This window comes from Cyanobium sp. BA5m-21 (genome assembly GCF_024346235.1).
GTDB classification, from domain to species: Bacteria; Cyanobacteriota; Cyanobacteriia; order PCC-6307; family Cyanobiaceae; genus Cyanobium_A; species Cyanobium_A usitatum.
Genome location: NZ_JAGQCO010000042.1, coordinates 1 through 18,248 on the forward strand (window position 1 = coordinate 1; position 18,248 = coordinate 18,248).

Annotated in this window: 24 protein-coding genes and 2 pseudogenes; 10 read left to right on the forward strand and 16 right to left on the reverse strand. The window is 60.2% G+C overall.

The genetic code is table 11. The features are described from left to right. Positions 1-248: pseudogene (locus KBY72_RS11345) on the forward strand (photosystem II q(b) protein); the annotation flags it as partial. Between the two features lie 140 nt (positions 249-388). On the opposite strand, the gene KBY72_RS11350 reads toward KBY72_RS11345, so the two are convergent. The 6 genes from KBY72_RS11350 to KBY72_RS11375 all read right to left on the reverse strand — a co-directional run bounded on the left by KBY72_RS11350 (position 389) and on the right by KBY72_RS11375 (position 4,858). Next, positions 389-1,459, reverse strand: a complete 1,071-nt coding sequence (locus KBY72_RS11350) for a type III polyketide synthase (RefSeq protein WP_254961943.1) — start codon at positions 1,457-1,459, stop codon at positions 389-391. A 6-nt stretch (positions 1,460-1,465) separates the two neighbouring features. Further along, on the reverse strand, positions 1,466-2,647 hold the full coding sequence (locus tag KBY72_RS11355) for an NAD(P)/FAD-dependent oxidoreductase (RefSeq protein WP_254961942.1): 1,182 nt from the start codon (positions 2,645-2,647) through the stop codon (positions 1,466-1,468). Next, positions 2,631-3,311, reverse strand: a complete 681-nt coding sequence (locus KBY72_RS11360) for a methyltransferase domain-containing protein (protein ID WP_254961941.1) — start codon at positions 3,309-3,311, stop codon at positions 2,631-2,633. Before KBY72_RS11360 ends, KBY72_RS11355 begins: the two co-directional genes overlap by 17 nt. 192 nt (positions 3,312-3,503) lie before the next feature. Beyond that, complete coding sequence (locus tag KBY72_RS11365) at positions 3,504-3,740, reverse strand: chlorophyll a/b-binding protein (protein ID WP_254961940.1); 237 nt, start codon at positions 3,738-3,740, stop codon at positions 3,504-3,506. Between the two features lie 174 nt (positions 3,741-3,914). Then, a complete protein-coding gene (locus tag KBY72_RS11370) occupies positions 3,915-4,058 on the reverse strand; it encodes a chlorophyll a/b-binding protein (protein ID WP_106501944.1) in 144 nt (47 codons plus the stop codon). A gap of 122 nt (positions 4,059-4,180) precedes the next feature. Further along, positions 4,181-4,858: a peroxiredoxin-like family protein gene (locus tag KBY72_RS11375; protein WP_254961944.1), complete on the reverse strand. Its 678-nt coding sequence runs from the start codon at positions 4,856-4,858 to the stop codon at positions 4,181-4,183. 163 nt (positions 4,859-5,021) lie between these two features. Here KBY72_RS11375 and KBY72_RS11380 point away from each other — a divergent pair, with 163 nt between their 5' ends. Both KBY72_RS11380 and KBY72_RS11385 read left to right on the forward strand, forming a co-directional pair. Then, the gene (locus KBY72_RS11380; protein ID WP_254961939.1) at positions 5,022-6,029 is read left to right on the forward strand and encodes an SDR family NAD(P)-dependent oxidoreductase; all 1,008 of its coding nucleotides are present in this window, start codon (positions 5,022-5,024) and stop codon (positions 6,027-6,029) included. A 22-nt stretch (positions 6,030-6,051) separates the two neighbouring features. After that, positions 6,052-6,279 carry a hypothetical protein gene (locus KBY72_RS11385; protein WP_254961938.1) on the forward strand — a complete coding sequence of 76 codons (228 nt, stop codon included), beginning with the start codon at positions 6,052-6,054 and terminating at the stop codon, positions 6,277-6,279. Between the two features lie 186 nt (positions 6,280-6,465). Here KBY72_RS11385 and KBY72_RS11390 read toward each other — a convergent pair whose 3' ends face one another. Next, positions 6,466-6,681: a hypothetical protein gene (locus tag KBY72_RS11390; RefSeq protein WP_254993639.1), complete on the reverse strand. Its 216-nt coding sequence runs from the start codon at positions 6,679-6,681 to the stop codon at positions 6,466-6,468. A gap of 258 nt (positions 6,682-6,939) precedes the next feature. Between KBY72_RS11390 and KBY72_RS11395 the strand changes: the two genes are divergently transcribed. From KBY72_RS11395 to KBY72_RS14545, 3 genes and pseudogenes are all read left to right on the forward strand, one after another. Beyond that, positions 6,940-7,629: a DoxX family protein gene (locus KBY72_RS11395; protein ID WP_254961936.1), complete on the forward strand. Its 690-nt coding sequence runs from the start codon at positions 6,940-6,942 to the stop codon at positions 7,627-7,629. Between the two features lie 27 nt (positions 7,630-7,656). Next, positions 7,657-7,914: pseudogene (locus KBY72_RS14540) on the forward strand (pyridoxamine 5'-phosphate oxidase family protein); the annotation flags it as partial. Positions 7,915-7,956: 42 nt separating this feature from the next. Further along, a complete protein-coding gene (locus tag KBY72_RS14545) occupies positions 7,957-8,220 on the forward strand; it encodes a hypothetical protein (RefSeq protein WP_409995495.1) in 264 nt (87 codons plus the stop codon). Positions 8,221-8,567: 347 nt separating this feature from the next. Here the strand turns inward: KBY72_RS14545 and KBY72_RS11405 are convergent, their stop codons facing one another. Further along, positions 8,568-9,002, reverse strand: a complete 435-nt coding sequence (locus KBY72_RS11405; protein ID WP_254961934.1) for a DUF1499 domain-containing protein — start codon at positions 9,000-9,002, stop codon at positions 8,568-8,570. A gap of 108 nt (positions 9,003-9,110) precedes the next feature. Between KBY72_RS11405 and KBY72_RS11410 the strand changes: the two genes are divergently transcribed. Continuing rightward, complete coding sequence (locus KBY72_RS11410) at positions 9,111-10,655, forward strand: FAD-binding domain-containing protein (RefSeq protein ID WP_254961933.1); 1,545 nt, start codon at positions 9,111-9,113, stop codon at positions 10,653-10,655. 55 nt (positions 10,656-10,710) lie between these two features. Here KBY72_RS11410 and KBY72_RS11415 read toward each other — a convergent pair whose 3' ends face one another. Both KBY72_RS11415 and KBY72_RS11420 read right to left on the reverse strand, forming a co-directional pair. Further along, complete coding sequence (locus KBY72_RS11415) at positions 10,711-11,166, reverse strand: thiol-disulfide oxidoreductase DCC family protein (protein WP_254993640.1); 456 nt, start codon at positions 11,164-11,166, stop codon at positions 10,711-10,713. Then, positions 11,163-11,402 (reverse strand): hypothetical protein, encoded by a 240-nt coding sequence (locus KBY72_RS11420; protein WP_254931653.1) that lies wholly within the window; start codon positions 11,400-11,402, stop codon positions 11,163-11,165. Before KBY72_RS11420 ends, KBY72_RS11415 begins: the two co-directional genes overlap by 4 nt. An 80-nt stretch (positions 11,403-11,482) precedes the next feature. Between KBY72_RS11420 and KBY72_RS11425 the strand changes: the two genes are divergently transcribed. Together KBY72_RS11425 and KBY72_RS11430 are read left to right on the forward strand one after the other, a co-directional pair. Beyond that, complete coding sequence (locus tag KBY72_RS11425; RefSeq protein WP_106501934.1) at positions 11,483-11,935, forward strand: secondary thiamine-phosphate synthase enzyme YjbQ; 453 nt, start codon at positions 11,483-11,485, stop codon at positions 11,933-11,935. Positions 11,936-11,959: 24 nt separating this feature from the next. After that, complete coding sequence (locus tag KBY72_RS11430; protein WP_254961931.1) at positions 11,960-12,427, forward strand: HIT family protein; 468 nt, start codon at positions 11,960-11,962, stop codon at positions 12,425-12,427. 1 nt (position 12,428) lies between these two features. On the opposite strand, the gene clpB is transcribed toward KBY72_RS11430, so the two are convergent. After that, positions 12,429-15,059 carry an ATP-dependent chaperone ClpB gene (gene clpB, locus KBY72_RS11435; protein WP_254961930.1) on the reverse strand — a complete coding sequence of 877 codons (2,631 nt, stop codon included), beginning with the start codon at positions 15,057-15,059 and terminating at the stop codon, positions 12,429-12,431. 108 nt (positions 15,060-15,167) lie between these two features. Then, the gene (locus KBY72_RS11440) at positions 15,168-15,491 is read right to left on the reverse strand and encodes a hypothetical protein (protein WP_254961929.1); all 324 of its coding nucleotides are present in this window, start codon (positions 15,489-15,491) and stop codon (positions 15,168-15,170) included. A 57-nt stretch (positions 15,492-15,548) separates the two neighbouring features. Here KBY72_RS11440 and KBY72_RS11445 point away from each other — a divergent pair, with 57 nt between their 5' ends. Further along, positions 15,549-15,755: a hypothetical protein gene (locus tag KBY72_RS11445; RefSeq protein ID WP_254931657.1), complete on the forward strand. Its 207-nt coding sequence runs from the start codon at positions 15,549-15,551 to the stop codon at positions 15,753-15,755. A gap of 150 nt (positions 15,756-15,905) precedes the next feature. Here KBY72_RS11445 and KBY72_RS11450 read toward each other — a convergent pair whose 3' ends face one another. From KBY72_RS11450 to KBY72_RS11465, 4 genes are all read right to left on the reverse strand, one after another. Beyond that, positions 15,906-16,247: a c-type cytochrome gene (locus tag KBY72_RS11450; RefSeq protein ID WP_106501929.1), complete on the reverse strand. Its 342-nt coding sequence runs from the start codon at positions 16,245-16,247 to the stop codon at positions 15,906-15,908. A gap of 114 nt (positions 16,248-16,361) precedes the next feature. Then, positions 16,362-16,697, reverse strand: a complete 336-nt coding sequence (locus KBY72_RS11455; protein WP_254931658.1) for a plastocyanin/azurin family copper-binding protein — start codon at positions 16,695-16,697, stop codon at positions 16,362-16,364. Further along, positions 16,694-17,704 (reverse strand): NAD-dependent epimerase/dehydratase family protein, encoded by a 1,011-nt coding sequence (locus KBY72_RS11460; RefSeq protein ID WP_254931659.1) that lies wholly within the window; start codon positions 17,702-17,704, stop codon positions 16,694-16,696. Before KBY72_RS11460 ends, KBY72_RS11455 begins: the two co-directional genes overlap by 4 nt. Next, positions 17,701-18,248: uroporphyrinogen decarboxylase family protein (locus KBY72_RS11465; protein WP_315859550.1), on the reverse strand; the 548-nt coding region annotated here is incomplete at its 5' end. The genes KBY72_RS11465 and KBY72_RS11460, both read right to left, overlap by 4 nt.

An 18,248-nucleotide genomic window follows, 5' to 3' on the forward strand; every position in this document is an offset into this window, starting at 1 on the left:
GGCCCGTGGTTGGCATCTGGTTCACCGCCCTTGGCGTGAGCACGATGGCCTTCAACCTCAACGGTTTCAACTTCAACCAGTCGATCCTCGACGGCCAAGGCCGTGTGGTGAACACCTGGGCAGACGTTCTGAACCGCGCTGGTCTGGGTATGGAAGTAATGCACGAGCGCAACGCTCACAACTTCCCCCTTGACCTTGCTGCTGCTACTGCCACACCCGTGGCACTGACCGCACCTGCAATCGGTTGATAGTCAACAGCCCAGCTACGGCTGGGCAATAACGGAATCCCAAAAGCTCCCTTGAATAAGGGGGCTTTTTTGTTGCATGGGTGGCGGTTGCACAAGTTGTACAACAAGCCTGGATGGGAAAGCAGTGGTCAGAACCGCAATCAGGTGGCCTTTTGCACCATGAGCAATGCCGCTTCCACTGCGAGACCGGGACCAAAACCCAAAGCCAGGCATGGGCCGTTGTGGTCTGGTGAGGTGCGCAGCCGCTCCAGGACAAACAAAATAGTTGCCGAAGACATATTGCCGAACTGACGTAATACCGCAGTGGAGAGTTCAATCTGGGCGGGTTGCAACCCGGCGCTCTCTTGAACCGCCCCAAGGATGCGGGGGCCGCCGGGATGAACGGCCCAGGTTTCTATTTCTGTCAATGTCAGCCCCAGGCCCGCCAGCCACTGCTCCAGCCAAGGGCGCAGCTGGGCGGCGATGCGACTGGGGACTTTGGATGAAAGAACCATGGAAAAACCATGATCCTCAATGATCCAGCCCATCAGGTCTTCAGTGCCGGGTAGCACTGTTGATGATGAGGCGACTAGCTGTAAGCCTGTTTTATTGGTTGAGCCCACACCAGCGCCATCGGCAGCTACCGCCACCACCGCGCCGGCACCATCAGCGAATAGGGCATTGGCCACGATGTGGTCCGGGTTCCAGCCCTCCTGCAAGTGCAAGCTGCACAACTCCACTGCACACAGCAGCACGCAGGCACTGGGATCAGCCTCCACAAAGGCCCGTGCCACCCGCAGTCCGTTGAACGCCCCGTGGCAGCCCATGAAACCCACATGAGTTCGGGCCACATCCATGACTAGTGGCAGGTTGGCGATTAAGCCAAGGTCGAAGCCAGGGGCGCCGAAGCCCGTGCATGAAACGGTAATTAAGTGGGTTATCGCGCTGGCCTCGATACCGGCATCCTTAAGCGCTAGACGGGAAGCCTCTAGTGCGAGTTCAAGCGCTGCCGGTTGGTAGCGCCTCATCCGCTCAGCCGTTGAGGGGTTGCCGGAGTCGGGCAGGGGAATGCAGTGGCGGTGCATCACCCCCGAGCGCTGGTAGATCCTCTCCAGCAGGCGTTGTTGACGAGGGCTGGCGTTGCCCATCTGCGGTGCAAGGGCCAGGGCTTCTTGCTGGCTGATGCGCCTCTGGGGCACCGCAGTGCCGAGACCAATCAAGGACAAGGGCATGATTGATCAGTCCGTCGAGCAGGGCAGGTCGGGCCGCTGCAGAAGCCCAATCATGGAGCCGGCGACCGAGGGGAAGCTCCCCGCCAGCCTGTGCAGCCCCCAGCTGATCCTGGGGTGCCGCAAAACCACTGCCAGCACTCGGCATGATCTCTGCTTCTGTGTCACCCAGCGGCGGTGAAGGCGCCGCCACTCCGTCTCAATCCCGCCATCCCAGTGCTCCATTCCGCGCAGCACTAGAGGCAGGGCAGCTAGTGAGGAGGTCAGAGCCCAGCCCATGCCTTCGCCGGTGAAGGGCTCCACATAGCCGGCGGCATCACCAAGCAGCAGCAGCCTGTGGCCCGCAAGCGGAATTGTGCGACGACTGAGCGCTGCAGTGAGTTGCCAGGCTGCTTCTTTAAGGCCAGGCAGGGTCGCAAAGCCCGCTTCTGCCAGGATTTTTTGGCAAAGCAGGGCCGCACCACCAACGGAGCCCAGCAAGGGCCGATCGAAGGCACAGGCCAGGTTGATCTCCCCGCTCTCTACCTGCACCAGACCCACATAACCGCCGTGGCCCACAGCCATCTGCAACACCCCGGGAGCCAGCTCGGCAGCTTCCCCGGGCAGTATGCACCCTGCGCCAATACGACTATGGGGCTCGATGCTGGTGCTGATCTCAGCCTCGTCATCGATAGCCCGGTGGCTGAGACCCGCCGCGATCAACACCACCTTGGCGCTGACACTCCACCTTGCAGTGCCTTTTTGCAGCACCACCTCCCGGTCTGGTTCTAAGCCGGTAGCTGCGGCGCCCAGTACCGCCCGGGTGCCCGTCATCACCGTGGCACCAACTGCAACAGCTGCTTCCAGCAGAGCCTGATCCAGGCGAGAGCGGGACAGGACCCGGCCAGCTCCCAGGGCGATCGGGTTCACCCGGCCAGCTACCCCCAGCTGCAGCCCCTCAATGGATAGGCCACCCTGGGCCGCCACTAGGTCGCCAAGTCCAGCTGTTTTAAGTGCTGCCAGGGCCTGGGGGCTGAGGCAGGCTCCACAGACTTTCCAGCGGGGAAAGAGGCGCTGCTCCACCAGCAAGACGCGCACGCCACGACTGGCCAGACCATGGGCTGCAAGGGCGCCGGCCGGTCCAGCACCCACTACCACCACATCCCAGCAAGGCGAAATATGCAACGGTCCGAGTTCAGGCGTTGCCTGCATGCCGACTCCAGGAGAGCAGGAAACGCTCGGGCCAGAACCGGGTGATCTGGGCACCCACCAGGCCAGCCGATGCGGCCAGCTGCGCCACCTCGTCGAGTTGAAAAGCACCACCCACTGAGAGTGGTCCATCTATGTGCACGATCGCTGAGCGACTCAGCAGCCTGGTGCCGATCCAGGTGAGCAGCAGATCAATGGGGCTGCGGATTAGGTCGTGCACCAACAGCTGATCGAGGGTGGCGGCGGCCATAGAGCGCAGCAGGCTTTCTGCATCGGCTTCCGTGAGGTGATGTAGAAACAACGAGGTGGTGATTAGGTGATAACCGCCAGGAAGAGGGGAATTGATTGCGTCGGTTTGGAAGAAATGAGTCTCCAATCCCTCCGCCTCAGCTGCTGCCCTTGCCAGGGAGACAGCTTCAGCGCTGATGTCGCAGCCATGCACCTCCAGATCAATCCCCTCCCGCTTGGCCATGCGACTGATGCCACGCACCGCGTCGCCCCCACCGCAGGCCACATCTAGGAGGCGCAACCGCCGCGCGGGATTCAGTTTTGCTAATCGACGGATATCAGGAAAGAAGCAAGCAGTGCTGCGGGTCAACGCATTGATGCGAGCTAGACCAAGCAATGCTTGCCGATGATCCAGAGGATCAAGTCCGGGCTGATCCATCAGCTCTGGCCTTAGTTGCCGCTGACCAAGCTGACTCAATAATTGGGGCAGGGGCACCTCAAGGGCCGCTTGGAGATCAGCAAGTTTTGGCTGCAAATTGCCCCGCTGCAATGCAATCTTGTCCCAACACTAAGATCCCAACATTAAGGTCGCGACTGAGAGCACTGCAGCCCAAAGGCACGGCTATCAGACTCAGAAACAGAAGGGAAGAAACTGGGTGCGGCATGCAGCGTAACCGTCTATCAGGGCCCCGAGGCCGATTTGATGGGCGATACCAGAGCCCGTAAGCCCTTCTGTGATGATGCCAACCAAGATACCCAACATTGCTGCTCGGCCGTTAAACAGTTCTACGCGTTTGAGCTGTTCCAATAGGATCAATTCTTCGGCCCGATGCTTAAGCCATTCTCGGCCAGCCGGAGTGTTTGTCATTTTTTTGCAACGAAGAAGGAGGAATTAGACTCAACGATGCCGTGAATTACGGCTATTTGGACCTCGGGGTCAGATCAGTGGGGCGACTAAGCACGTAGGTGGTCATGCCACCGAGCACCACCACAAGGCCAATCACAGTGAAAATTGCAGCGGTGTAATCGGTTTCCATGGTGATCAACCTAGGCCGAGTTGGGAAAGGATGCCTTGGCCAGTGAGTAGCTCAGTGCCGAGGCCGATTACGAAACCGAGCATGGCTAGGCGACCATTCCAGGTTTCAGCAAACTCAACGAATCCGAAGCGGGAAGCAGAATCAGCCATGAGTGTTGCGGTTTGTTACGGAAACTGTAACGCAATGTGGCGAGGACCTGGCGGCTAGGGCCAGAGGCGAGGACCCGTGGGCTTCTATTGGATTCGGCGCTGTCTGTGTATGCCGTTAATAATCAGGCGAGGTAAGGATCCAGGAAGCTGAGTGGCCTTGCCATGGATGCCGAAAAGCCGAGAATGCCTCGATCCTTGTAGCTGTAGAGCAGGGTGTCGTCGTCTTCCAGCAGGAAGGTGCCGCCGCGCTGGGTAAGAAAGTCGTCGCAGGGCACGTAGGTGCGCCAGTTGCCCAACACCTCGCTCATGTTGCGCAGCCGAACCGTGGCCAGTTCAAAGGGGCGCTGGAATCCGGTCCCGCCAGCCCTGGCAAAGAACGAACCTTTAATAGGTGGCAAGGGGCCGGCCTGGATGGTCTCCTCGTCGGCGATTCGCTGGGGAGCCGCTCGATCGCCCGTGTAGCCGCGCAGCACCTCGGCCAAGGTACCGGGGGAGCCGATGCCCGCGCACATCAAAAGCAGGTTGGGCCAGGGGCCGCCGATCTGCCGCAGACCTTCGTAGAGGCCCAGGGCACGGTGCAGCCGCGGGTCTGCATCCACCTGCAGTAGCTCGCGGGGAAAGCCTGTGAACTCGCAGAAGCGATCGGCTCCGGCAGCCTGGCCGATACCGATTGCCAGCACGGCGATCCCGGCAGTTTCCAGTTGCGGCAGGGCAGGAACCAGGGCTTGGGCGTATTCGAGGCTGTCGAAATCCCCCAACTGGGGTAGCAGAAGCACCAAACGGCGGCGTCCCCGACCCATCCCCGCAACGCCAGCCAGCCGCTCAACCAGTGAATCCGGAGCTAACTCGGTGCTGGACACGGGGATCGCTGCGCTCTTGATGTAGCCATCGTGGCGCCAAGCCGGCTACCTGGCGATCCGCCTTTTGGATCAACAGAATCGGGTGTTACCTGGAACAGGGGCTATGGCCGTTGAGGAGCGCAGTGCTGGAGAGTCACGCAAAATCCTGCTCACTGGTGGCAGCTCCGGGATCGGTTTTGAGGCGGCAACCCTGCTGCTCCAGGCCGGTCACCACCTCACCATCCCCTGCCGGGATGGGACAACCGCGGCGCTTCTGCGCCAGCGCCTGAGCGACAAGATCGATACCCCTAGCTGCGATCTGGCTGATCTGAGCAGCATCGGGCGCTGTGCTGAAGCCTTGCTGGCCAAGGGCGAGCCGATCGATACCTTGGTGCTCAACGCCGGCATGCAGTACAGCGGCATGGTCGAGCCCCTCTGGTCGGCCCAGGGGTTTGAACTCACCATCGCCGTCAACCACCTGGGTCACCAGGCCCTGCTGCAGCAACTTTTGCCCCTGTTGATCCGGAGCAATGCACCTCGCTTGGTGGTCACCGCATCGGAGGTGCACGACCACACCAGCGCCGGGGGGAAAGTGGGCCTCCCGGCTGGCCTCGGGGATCTTGCCGGTCTGCGTCAGGGCCCTGGGGCGTTAATGCTGGATGGCAGCTGCAGCTTTAGTGCCGAAAAGGCCTACAAGGACAGCAAGCTCTGCAACCTGCTGATGGCAAGGGAGGTGGAGCGGCGGCTGAGGGAGCAGGGCACGCATCTGCCGGTGCTCGCCTGGAGCCCGGGGCTGGTGATCCCGCGCAGCAAGGGGGGCTTCTTCCGCTACAGCCGCAGCCATAACCCCGTGGGCCAGGCCCTGTTCGCCTTTGTTGCTCGCGACCTGCTGCGGCTCACCGAAACTCCCCAGAGGGCTGGCGCCCTGCTGGCCGGCCTCGCCGATGGCTCAAAACCGCACGCCAGTGGATTTCAATACTGGAGCAACCGAGCTGTGGGGCCGGGTCGGCTGCGTTTTGAGACCAGCCAACCCAGCGCGGAGGCCTGCTCCGACGCACTGGCCCGGCTGCTGTGGGATCTCAGCGCCGCATCAACAGATCGAAAAACCACGTTTCATATTTCTTCATATTAAGATTCAGCAAAGCGGAATGCTGATGAGCGATTTACTGGCTGTCATTTATTTGGTTTTCTTTGCGGCCATCGCTGGCGGTGCCTTCGCGCTGATGTCCCAAAACTTGCGTAGTTCCCAGGAGAGAGATTCTCTTCAAGCCCCTCGTAAACGCAGCAGGGTTCATCCAGAGGCTCCCCAGCCCGGCGAAGAGGTGCTTTACGTCGATTTCAGCCGCGAGCGTTTAGAGCAGATGTATCATCAAACCCCTTGATTTTTGAAGTAAATACGAAGTAGATGAAATTTTGGCGAAACGTTTTTAACCTGCAACTTAAATAAATTACAAAAGTGTATTTCCGCGGCAGTCCCTGCTCTTGCCCCCGATGCGCCGCTTCAATAGCAAAGGGACTGACTCGGCGCTCAGGCATTGGCATTCGGCCTGGAAGTTGGTGAATTTTGCTTAGACAGTGTTGCCTTGGCCGAAGAAATCGGGCTCACGGTGAAACCCACTCGTTTTCGCATCGAGGGCAAGGACCGGTTTGATCGGGCTGGCCAGCAGGCGATTTATCTGCCAGGTCAATCCTTTTCTGTTGAGACCAGCCACTTCAATAGCTTGATCTTCAATCTCTGCCCCCAGCGTCTGGCCGAAACCATCAGTGGGGTCAGCCGCCACCATGTGCCGCTCTAGCTAGCTGGCCCCGGGTAAGGCAACTTCAGCGCCATTTGGGAAGCGGCCTCCAGAACTTTGCTCTGCTTCGCGGCATCGGTTCCGGCAATCCCGATGCGCCTTTAGCTCTAGGAGTTGAAACAGTTGCCTACCGCTCCAGTGCCCCCATGATCTCCATTGCTCTGGGGTAGGCCCTGGGCAAGTCAAGCTGGGCGCTTCACGTTTCTTCATCAAGCTTGCCAGGATTGGTGAAGCAATTAATCCACCATGTCCACCCCCCTGCTTCTCGAGCTGTTTGGAGGCTTCCTGGCTGCCTGTATGGCCCTTTGGTTTGTGGCCCTCAGCCGCCCTGCTGATCAACCGGCTGCAGCCCAGAGCCCTGCAAATGCTCTATGGATCACGACTGGTCAAGCCCAACGGATCCGTTCCCTTCTAGAGGCCTATGTGTTGAAGCCAGGCGGAGTTGCGTCGCTTGGCCTGCTGCTGCTTCGCTTGGCTATCGGCGTGATGATGATTCACCATGGCCATGAAAAACTTGCCGATCCACAGCAATTTGCCAATACCTATGTGGCATCTCTGCACCTGCCATTCCCCTTGTTTTTCGCCTATGCCGCTGGCTTTTCCGAGCTGATCGGCAGTTGGTTGGTAATTCTCGGCTTGCTCACGCCCGTTGGAGCTCTCGCCCTCACCGGCACGATGACAGTTGCCGCTTATCAACACATCCTTACGGCTGGGCTAAATATTTACGTGCTCGAACTGGTCGTTCTCTACCTCGGCGGCAGCCTTGCACTGTTGCTTGTTGGTCCTGGCCGCTTTTCATTTGATGCTGGCATGCTGCCAGGTCTGCTCGTTAAGCCAACTGTTCGTATCAAGCCAGAAATGTCTGCCCCCTCAGAAGGCATTTCAGGTTTGACCCCTGCTTACGTGCAAATCAATGCCAGCAATTCAACCCGCTGAGGTTGCTGGCTGTTTTGGGGAGGCCTAATGGATAGTCTTCCTCCATGGCGCCCCCTTTTGCGAGCTGCCCTGCAGAGGGAGGGCAGATCCTCCAGTAGCCGCTGGCTGCAACTTGCAACTGTTGCCAGCGATGGCACCCCCAGGGTGCGCACCTTGGTATTTAGGGGCTGGTCAGCTCCAGCCGTTCTGGATTTGTTCACTGATGGTCGCAGTGAGAAAGCCAGCGAGCTCCGAAATTTGCCAGACGCAGAAATCTGCTGGCTTTTGCCTCGGGCTCGAAGCCAGTTTCGATTGCGCTCAAGACGCTCTCAGCCTCCCGCAGCGGAGTTGCTCAAGCAGCGTCAGCACCACTGGCAAAACCTCACACCTTCCGCTAGGGCCCTATGGGGCTGGCCGGAGCCAGGAATCCCCCTCGAGCTGGAGGCAGCCTTTCCCCAGGAACTTGACGACACCACACCGATGCCCACTTACTTTGAACTGTTGAGCTTTGAGGTGCATCAAGTCGAGTTGTTGGAACTTGGCGGGCAACCCCACCAGCGCAGGCGCTGGTGCGCCTCTGGCTCTTGGTCTGAAGAGCTGCTGAACCCTTGATTCGGCCATTTGGGAGTGGTTCGTCACACCCAGAATCTTTAAGGAGTACCTTTAACTTGGTAGAAACGCAGCTGTATGCGAATTACGCAGTGCAACGGAGAGCATCTGGTCGCCTTAACGCCATCAGAGGCATCCAGTTTGGTTGATGCCTGTGCCCTGTTGGTTCTGGCTTCTGAGGCCGCTCCCCAGGAGGCTCTGCCTCCTGAGATGAAAAATCTGCTTGGTCAGTTGTTTGATGGCTTGAAGTCAGCAGCTGAAACACCAAAGCCCGCCCATAAGCACCCATCAACGCCTGCCTGTTGAACAAAATCGGAGTTTGCTCCGAGCAGGTTGGCGACCAGCTGATTTCATACCTTTGGAGCTGGTATGAGCGCTTTTCGCAAGATTTCTAGGCGTTTGCTGTTGACGCCTAGATCTGAATCGCCAAGCCGCGAGACGGAGCGAGCTTGCAGAATTCCATGCTCATTGTCGGCGTACAGCTCTAGATCGTCGACGAAGCCAAACAGGGAGCTGGTTGCGGTTGCGTGCAGATAGCCCTCAGCTCGCTCGACAACCTTGGTGCCGCCCATCGCTTCAATCACGGGAATCAGGCTTTCGAGGGCGCTTTGGGGAGTATCTCCGCTCCTCTGCTGGATAGGCCAATCCGCCCTTGCGCAGTGCGCTGGCGTGGCACAAGGGGCCAGGGCGCCGTCGTGCACACCTAGGTCGATTGGTATCGGACCAACGATGTGAAACAGGGCGAGGCTCAGCACTACGGCCAGATGCTGCAGCAGATAGATCATCGCGGGCTCAGGTGGGGGAGATGGGAAAGGTGCCACCGTAACCAGGTTGGGCCGCCTGGCTGACTCCAGATTGATTAAAATGCAAATGAGGTTTTAGCCTCTGACGCCATGGGGCCGCTGCAAATCGTTTGGTTCAAGCGCGATCTGCGCAGCTTCGATCACAGGCCCTTATTGGAGGCCTCGCTGCGGGGACCAGTGCTGCCGCTCTTCGTGGTGGAGCCAGACCTGTGGTTGCAGCCAGACAGCTCCGCTCGGCAGTGGGAGTTTTGCCGGGAATGTCTAGTAGAGCTGCGAGCGGCCCTTACCGCTCTCGGCCAACCACTTGTGGTGCGCATCGGTGCGATTGAGCAGGTGCTGGAGCGGGCCCATCGCCAGTTTCGAGTAACTGGCTTGTGGAGTCACGAGGAAACTGGCAACGGCTGGACCTACGCCCGTGACCTGCGCGTAGCAGAGTGGGCACGCCGGAACGGCATTGAATGGCAGGAAATTCCCCAATTTGGTGTCACCCGGCGGCTCAGTAGGCGTACGGGGTGGGCAAAGCGTTGGGAGGAGCGCATGGCCGAGGAGCTAACCGGCGCGCCGCCCCGTCTCACCCCGATGCCCGGGCTCGACCCTGGTCCTCTGCCGGTAGCCGAAGAGCTAGGGCTGGAGCCCGATTTCTGCCCTGGGCGGCAAAAGGGAGGGCGAGCCCAAGGCTTGAAAACCCTCGCCTCCTTCTTGGATCAGCGCAGCCGCTCCTACCAATCCGGGTTGTCTAGCCCCAATACGGCCGACGTCAGCTGCTCGCGCCTTTCCCCCCATCTCAGTTGGGGCACTTTGTCGATGCGGGAGGTTGTGCAAAAAAGCCGCCTACGTCGCCAGGCTCTTGCGGCAGTCCACTGGAGGCGCTCCCTGCAGCGCTTTGATGAGCGCTTGCACTGGCATTGCCATTTTATCCAGAAGTTGGAATGCCAGCCCAGCCTGGAATACAGCGAGCTCCATCCCCTCACTGCCGGACTGCGTGACAGCAATCAAGAGCGTTTGGCAGCCTGGGCAGAGGGGCGCACGGGGCTTCCTTTTGTGGATGCTTGCATGCGCTCCCTGAACGCAACCGGTTGGTTGAATTTCCGGATGCGGGCGATGCTGCTTTCCGTAGCCAGCTATCAGCTGTGGATTCCCTGGCGGGAGAGCGGGGTCCATCTCGCCCGTCAATTCGTTGACTACGAACCTGGCATTCACTGGAGCCAGTGTCAGATGCAATCTGGCACTACCGGCATCAATACAATCCGTATATACAACCCGCTAAAGCAGGGCCTAGACCACGATCCAGAAGGTGTCTTCATCCGCCGCTGGCTGCCAGAGCTTGCCCATGTTCCCCCGGTGTATCTGCACACCCCCTGGACCATGGACGACCGCACCCAGGCTCGGCTTGGAATAGGGCTCGGTCGCGCATATCCCCTGCCGTTGATCGATTGGAATACTGCGGCCGCAGTAGCCCGCGATCGAGTCTGGGCCCTACGGCAGCAGCATGGCTTTGCGGCAACTGCTGATGCCATACAGAAACGCCATGGTTCAAGGCGTTCCGGCCTGCGCACTTCAAGCAGTAGGCGGATGAGTAGGGAACCCATTGGCCAGCTCAGCCTTGAGCTAGCGGGAGAGGCCGTTGGTGAGTAACTGGTTCATTCCATTTCAAGGCTACCGTTGACAACTAGATCGATTTACTTCTGAATTAGTTGATACGACATGCGCCGTTGCGTGCTTGGCAGAGACTCTCCAAGTTGGGGCGCCCAGTGATCCGCAGCCGCATATCCGCCCAAATGCCGTAGGCAAGGTTTGTCAAGGGGCGGAGCAGGGGCCACTGGGTTGGGGCATAGAGCCAGCCCATGCCGATTAGCTCGTATGCCCGCCAAAACACCTCGACGTCACGCAGCACTGCACCACTGGCATCAATGGCGTGAATCCGCCCCATAGCTTCCCTATAGCTGATGCCGGCGTAGCTATCTGGGTTGTATTCGGGCTGATCGATGTCCACGAAAGCGAGTTTTAGGCACTCCCCATGGCGCTGCCTGTCTTTGCGGCCAAGTAGCTCCACCTCCCGCAGGCACAGGGGGCAACCCCCGTCATAGAGAAGCGTAAGAGCCGGGCAATCGGCTGCGTTGAAGTGTTTGTAGCTAGAAAAATTCACTTTTTGCGGCAGTAGTTTCCGCCTACGTTCATCCAGCCTGCAGCGCAGGCCTTGCCATTGGTGGGTTGCACCGTGTAAGTCATCAGCCCCAGGGTGCTGCACTTGCCGTTCAGCATGTCTACGTACCCCATGGGACAGATGTCGCCTATTTTCGAGACCTGGCGCTGGGCTTGGGCGGCTGGGGCGGTAGCTGCCAGGCCAGGTAAAACGATCAACAAGGAAAGTAATATGCGCATGGCAGCCTCTCGGGGCACTGGATGGGTATCAACCTATCTTAGGCAGAATGCTATGGATGATCTGAAACATATCCATCTGCATGCTTCGCCAAAGCCTCGAGACCCTGCGGGTGGTGACCCCAGGCGAGGGCTTTACCGACCTCACTGGCCGACTTAACGCCGCCTTGGCCTCCAGTGGCATGGAGCAAGGGCTGCTCAACTTGGTGTGTCTGCACACCTCATGCAGCCTAACTATCAACGAAAACGCCGACCCGCGCGTACTGCGCGACCTTTCCAGCTACCTGCGAGCCCTCGTGCCCGAGGAGGGCATCCGTCCGGTCAGCGGCCGTGGGGAACTGCGACCCTACGTACACGCTGATGAAGGCTCCGACGACATGCCGGCCCACATTCGTACGGCCCTCACCACCAGTCAGCTCAGCCTTTCTTTTGAGGCTGGCCGTCTTTTACTTGGCACCTGGCAGGCTGTTTATCTGTGGGAGCACCGCAGAAGGGGCAGCGAGCGGTTGCTGACACTTCACCTATTGGGTTCTTAGGGCTCCATTCGTTTGATTAGATCCATGAGCGGCAGCACCCCCTGTCCTATCTGCAGAATTCATGACGACCCCGCAGCGCGGGGAGTTTATGAAATCGGTCGCGGTTCCCATTGGCTGTTGCGCCACCATCCCGACCTCGCCCCCCTGGTTGGTTGGCTGCTCCTAGATAGTCTCCGCCATGTAGCGGGCCCGGCTGATTTCAACGACCAGGAGGCAGCCTCCTGGGGGGTTGCTGTGCGCTCCGCCAGCGCTCTGCTCAAGGAGCAAACCGGCTGCGACAGGGTTTATGCGATTGCTTTTGGCGAGGGTGCGCCCCATTTGCACCTCCACCTAATTCCCCGCTTTGCTGGCGATCCCCGCACTAGCGCCTGGTTGGTGGCAGATCACTATCGAGCTGTAGCAGCTGGAGAGCTGCAGCCCGCAGCGCCTGAGCATGTGGCGGACCTGGTGATCCGGGCCCGCAGCAGCTTTTCGGACCAGCTATTGCAGTGAGCTACACCAGCACCGGTAGCTTGGCCGGCTCGCTTTGCTGGAAGCGCAGCTGGCGTGCCTCGCCTTCGGTTGCAACATCCACCGTGATGGTGTGGCCGCTGGTGAACGTCCCGGCCAGGATTCCCTTGGCTAAAGGGGTTTCCAGCTCCCTTTGGATAGCCCGCTTGAGCGGCCGGGCTCCATACACCGGGTCGTAGCCCACACCGGCAAGCCAGTCGAGGGCATCGGCATTGAGCTGCAGCCCCAGTTTTTTGTCGTCTAGGCGCCTGGCCAGCCGCTGCACTTGCAGCTCCACGATCTCGCGCAATTCCTCCTGCTTGAGGCTGTGGAAGATGATCGATTCATCAAGCCGATTGAGGAATTCAGGCCGGAAGTGACCTCTGAGGGCCTCATTTACCCGGGCCTCCATTTCGCCGTGGCGGGCTGGATCGCCTGCCAGATCCAGGATCGAGGCGCTGCCAATGTTGCTTGTGAGGATTAGCACCGTGTTGGTGAAGTCCACCGTGCGGCCCTGGCCATCGGTGACGCGGCCGTCATCGAGGATCTGCAGCATTACGTTGAACACATCGGGGTGGGCCTTCTCCACCTCGTCGAACAGGATCACGGCGTAGGGTCGGCGCCGCACCGCTTCGGTGAGTTGGCCGCCCTCTTCGTAGCCCACGTATCCCGGAGGTGCTCCGATCAGCCTGCTCACGGCGTGCTTCTCCATGTACTCGCTCATGTCGATGCGCACCATCGACTCCTCGGAATCGAACAGCTGGGCTGCCAGGGCCTTGGAGAGTTCCGTTTTTCCCACACCCGTGGGGCCAAGGAAAAGGAAGCTGGCGATTGGCCGGTTGGGATCGCTCAGCCCTGCCCTTGATCTCTGAATTGCATCGGCTACTGCGGTGACCGCCTGGGCCTGACCAATCACCCGGGTGTGCAGCTCCTCCTCTAGGTGCAGCAGCTTCGCCATCTCGCTTTGGACCAACTTGGCCACGGGGATGCCGGTCCATTTGGCGATCACCTCGGCGATGTCGTCTTCGGTGACCTCTTCACGCAGCATGGTTTTATCGCTGCCGCTGGCATTAAGCGCCTCTTCTTTGGCGGCCAGCTTCTTGTGCAGCTCGGCCAGGGTGCCGTATTCGAGCTCGGCGGCCTTGTTGAGGTCGTAGTTGCGCTTGGCTTGCTCCACCTGCAGCTGCACCTGCTCGATCTCCTCTTTGATCGCGCTGAGCTCATCGATCGAGCTCTTTTCAGCCTGCCATTGGGCATTGAGGGTGCTCTGCTGTTCGCTTAGATCGGCCAGCTCTTTCTCCAGCCGCTCGAGCCGATCCTTGCTGGCAGGGTCGGATTCGCGCCCCAGAGATAACTTTTCCATCTCCAGCTGCAGGATGCGGCGATCGAGCTCGTCGATCTGCTCCGGCTTGGAGGTGATCTCCATCTTTAGGCGGGCGGCCGATTCATCCATCAGATCGATCGCCTTGTCGGGCAAGAAGCGATCGGCGATGTAGCGGCTACTCAGCACTGCGGCCGCCACCAGGGCGTTGTCTGCGATGCGTACGCCGTGGTGCACCTCGTAGCGCTCTTTCAGGCCCCGCAGGATTGAGATTGTGTCCTCCACCGTGGGTTGATCCACGAACACCTGCTGGAAGCGGCGCTCCAGGGCCGGATCCTTCTCGATGTGCTGGCGGTGCTCATCGAGGGTGGTGGCGCCAATGCAGCGCAGTTCGCCCCGGGCCAGCATCGGCTTGAGCAGGTTGCTGGCGTCCATGGCGCCGCCGCTGGCGCCGGCCCCCACCACCGTGTGGATCTCGTCGATGAACAGCACGATCTGCCCCTCCGAGGCGGTGACCTCCTTGAGCACGGCCTTGAGCCGCTCCTCAAATTCACCGCGGTACTTGGCACCGGCGATCAGGGCGCCCATATCCAGGGACACGAGCTGGCGGTTCTGCAGGGCCTGGGGCACATCGCCATTGACGATGCGCTGGGCCAGCCCCTCCACAATCGCCGTTTTGCCCACACCGGGCTCTCCTATCAGCACCGGGTTGTTCTTGGTGCGGCGGCTGAGGATCTGGATCGTGCGGCGAATCTCTTCATCACGGCCAATCACCGGATCGAGCTTGCCCTCGCGGGCTGCGGCCGTGAGATCCCTGCCGTATTTCTCCAGGGATTCGTAGGTGCCTTCGGGGTTCTGATCGGTCACGTTTTGGGATCCGCGGATGGCCTGTACTGCTTCTTTGAGTTTGTTGGTGTTTGTGCCCGCTTGAGATAGCAATTGCTTGCCGCAGCGGTCGTCGATCGCTAGCGCCAGAAGTAGGTGCTCAATCGCGATGTAGCTGTCGCCGTAGGACTGTTTGAGCTCCTCAGCCTGGTCAAGAACGGTGTTGAGCCCCTTGCCTAGATAGACGTTGTCTGGAGGTGCACTAAGGCTGACTTGGCCGGCGATCCAGGCGTCAACCTTCTGGCTGAGGCTGCCCACATCCACGCCCGCCTTTTCCAGAATGCGGCCTGCCAATCCCTGCTGGCTTAGTAGGGCGGCGAGCAGGTGCTCGCTTTCCATCTGCTGCTGACGCCGCTGCTGCGCCAATTGCTGGGCCGCCACCACGGAGGCCCAGGCTTTTTCGGTAAAAAGTTCGGCGGTGGGATGCATGGCCACTTGCCTCGATTGAGCTGCTGGATTAACCGTATGTCCGTTGTGACAATTCAGCTGCGAGGAGAACCGACCGGATTGATTCGGTCCTCCCCCGAGCTGGTGGGCCTAGTTCTTCGGGAGCTGAATCACACCAGCATCTGCGCCGCACATTCGCAGCGGACAGCCATCCGCTCCATACATCGCGTCGGCGGGGGATAGGCAGCCCATCGCGTTCTTTGCCTGCACTTGATTGGCTTGGATCCGCCTGGGCTGGAGCAGTTTCTGGCTGGCGGGCACCACCAGTGGACAGGGAGGCTTAGGCAAGGCCTGAGCCTGGGCCTGGCCGTGGAAGCTTCCCAGCAGCCCAGCCCCGGCGATGGCGAGTCCCAGCACCACGGCATCCATGCTCGTCAGCAGTCGGGCCTGGGGCGAGGGGGTATGGGCTGCCATGCCGATGCTTAGTTCAGACTGGGCCCACTCTGGCCCCCTGCATGGGGGATAGCTGCCGTGAACGACACCTGGAACGAGCCGTTGATTGAGCAGCTGGCTGCTGAGTCCCGGGAGTTCGATGGCACGGGTCGGGATCCGGAGCGCAACTGCTGGATGGCCGTGCATCGGTATGTGCACGGTGTGCTGCCCAGCGAATACGACATCCGCGAGGTTCCGGAGGAGCTTTATCTGGCCGTGCTGGCTGCCCGCCGAGGCCAGAACTGAGATCCGGGCAGAATTTTCCCGGATGTTCGCTCGGCTTCGGTGGCCAACAAAAAACCCCGACCTTGGCCGGGGTTTGCTGAAGGACTAATTGGATAATTGAGTCAGGAAGACCAGCCCAGGAACACCGGCCCCGGAAGACCAGCCCTTAGATCAGGCCCAGCCCTTAGAAGACATGTCTTCGACGTAGGCAGCGACATCGGCGATGTCACCTTCGCTGAGCTTGCCACCGAAGGCAGGCATGGCGTTCTTGCCGTTCGTTACCTGGTAAGCAATGGCAGCTTCGTGGCCTTCGCTGTAGTTGGCGAGGTAAGCGGTTAGGGCATCCTGCTTAAGGGTGCGCTCGGCGTTAACAACGTTGCCACCACCCATGTGGCATGCGGCGCAGTTGGCGGAAAAGATCTGGCCGCCATGGGCCACATCGGCAGCGAAGCTAGGAGCAGCACCCAGCACGAGCGCTAGGCAGAGAGCGATCAGAGAGAAGAGACGGCGCATGGGGGGCGCTTAAAAGCATGGGCAACTCGACAAAATTAAGGCGTGAACGGGGCTGATGTGACCTCTGGCAACCAGGTTCGAAACAATTGCCACAAAGTTGGCTGTGCGGTGGGATCAGCCAGGTGCCAAGACGTTGATTTCAGCGGTCATCCCTGCTGCCCGATGGGGCTCACACCAGATCGCGTAGCGGCCGGGCGTATCAAATTTTTGCTCCCAGCTTTCGCCCAAAGCGAAGCTGAGCGGTTCATGGCTCCATTCGGGATGGCCTGCCACGATCAAGTTGTGGGGGCCGAGCCCCCGCACTTCAAAGCTCACTGTGTCTCCGGCGTTGATCGTCAGCTGCTCGGGTTGGAACACCAGAAAGCCTTCGTCGTTGCCCAGCAGCATCGTGAACACGAGGCAGCCCAGCAGCAGCCTCCCGACCAGCCAACCATGCCTGTGCTTACTCATCTGTGCGGCAGGCCAGCGGTTTCGAACACCGCTTGGAGCGTTGGTGCGTAGCTCACCAGGCCAAAGCGTTCTGGTGGGCTCACCGGCTCGTGCACGAAGTGGCGCTGGCGAATTGAGAAGCGATCCCAGGCATTGACTTCAATGCGTAGGAGTTTGATCAGGGCTTCGATCAGCCAGCCTTGCAGGTCGATCCCAAAGGGTGGCTGCCAGCTGCGGCGCCAACGGCAGAGCTGGGTCACGGTGGCATTGATGCTGATCGGCGGCTGGCCGAGCACCAGGCGCCGCAGAGCTCCCTGGTTTGGTTCCGGATTGGGCTGATGGGGCTGGGTGGCCAAATGGGCGCACACCAGGGCTATGTCGGCGGCGTGGATGAAGTGGAAGCTGGCTTCGGTGCGCAGCCACTTAGCAAGCCACAACCAGCGGGTTGCCTCCTTAATCCCGGCGGTGAGATAGCTGGTGGGATGGCGGTCGCCCGGACCCACCTGACCCCCAAATACCAGGGTGGGAAATACGGCCACAATTTTGGCGGCTAGGGGGTGGGCCTCCAGTTGCTGCAGGCAGAGGGCCTTGGTTTGGATGTATTCAGTGCCAAATTCCGCTGCCTCGGGCAGCAGCTGCAACTGGCGATCCAGAATTGAGGCAGTGGAGAAGTAGATCACCTGCTCCAGCCATACAGGGCTGGTGAAGGCCAGCAGCTGCTTGACCGCGTCCACGTTCACCTGCTGGGCTCTTAGGGGATCGCCCCAGGCGGTGGCCGTGTGGATGATGCGAGTAGCGGTGGCGATTGCACCGGCATGGGGGGTTAGCTCCCGCAGGTCACCGACCAGCAGGGTGACCCGAGGATCATCTGCTGAAACAACCGTGAGCTTGGCTGGATCACGGAGCAGGAGCAGCAACTCCGCATCGCTGTGGCGATAAAGCTGCTCAGTGATGTATTGGCCAACGCAGCCACTAGCCCCTGTGATCAGGATCCGCTGGGGCCGGGATCCTGCCGCGGGGCTGCTCAAGCCGCCGCTCCGATGCGCTCCATCACACTCTTGCCAGCTTCAAAGAAGGCGCGGCCGTTTTCTTCTGGAGTGCCCGGCAGGATGCCATGGCCCAGGTTGAGAATGTGCTTGCGGCCACGGGCTTTGCGCACGGTGTCGTCGATGCGGGCCTGGATGGCCGCTGGGGTGCCGAATAGCAATCCGGGGTCCACGTTGCCCTGCACGCCAATGTGCTCGGGTAGGCGGGCCAGGCCCTCGGCCATGTCCACGGTCCAGTCGAGCGAAATGATGTCTACCCCTGTGCCTGCCATGCGCTCAAGCACGCCGGCGCTGCCGGATATGTAGAGGATGAAGGGGGTATCGGGGTGGGTTTGCTTAACCAGATCCACCACCTTCTTCTGGTATGGCGCCGCGAAGCTGTCGTAATCCATGGGGCTGAGCTGGCCGGCCCAGGAATCGAACATCTGCACCACCTGGGCGCCGGAATCGATTTGATAGCGCAGGTAGGTGGCAATTGATTCTGCGAAGTGGTCTAGGAGCTTGTGCAGTAGCTCCGGCTCTTGGA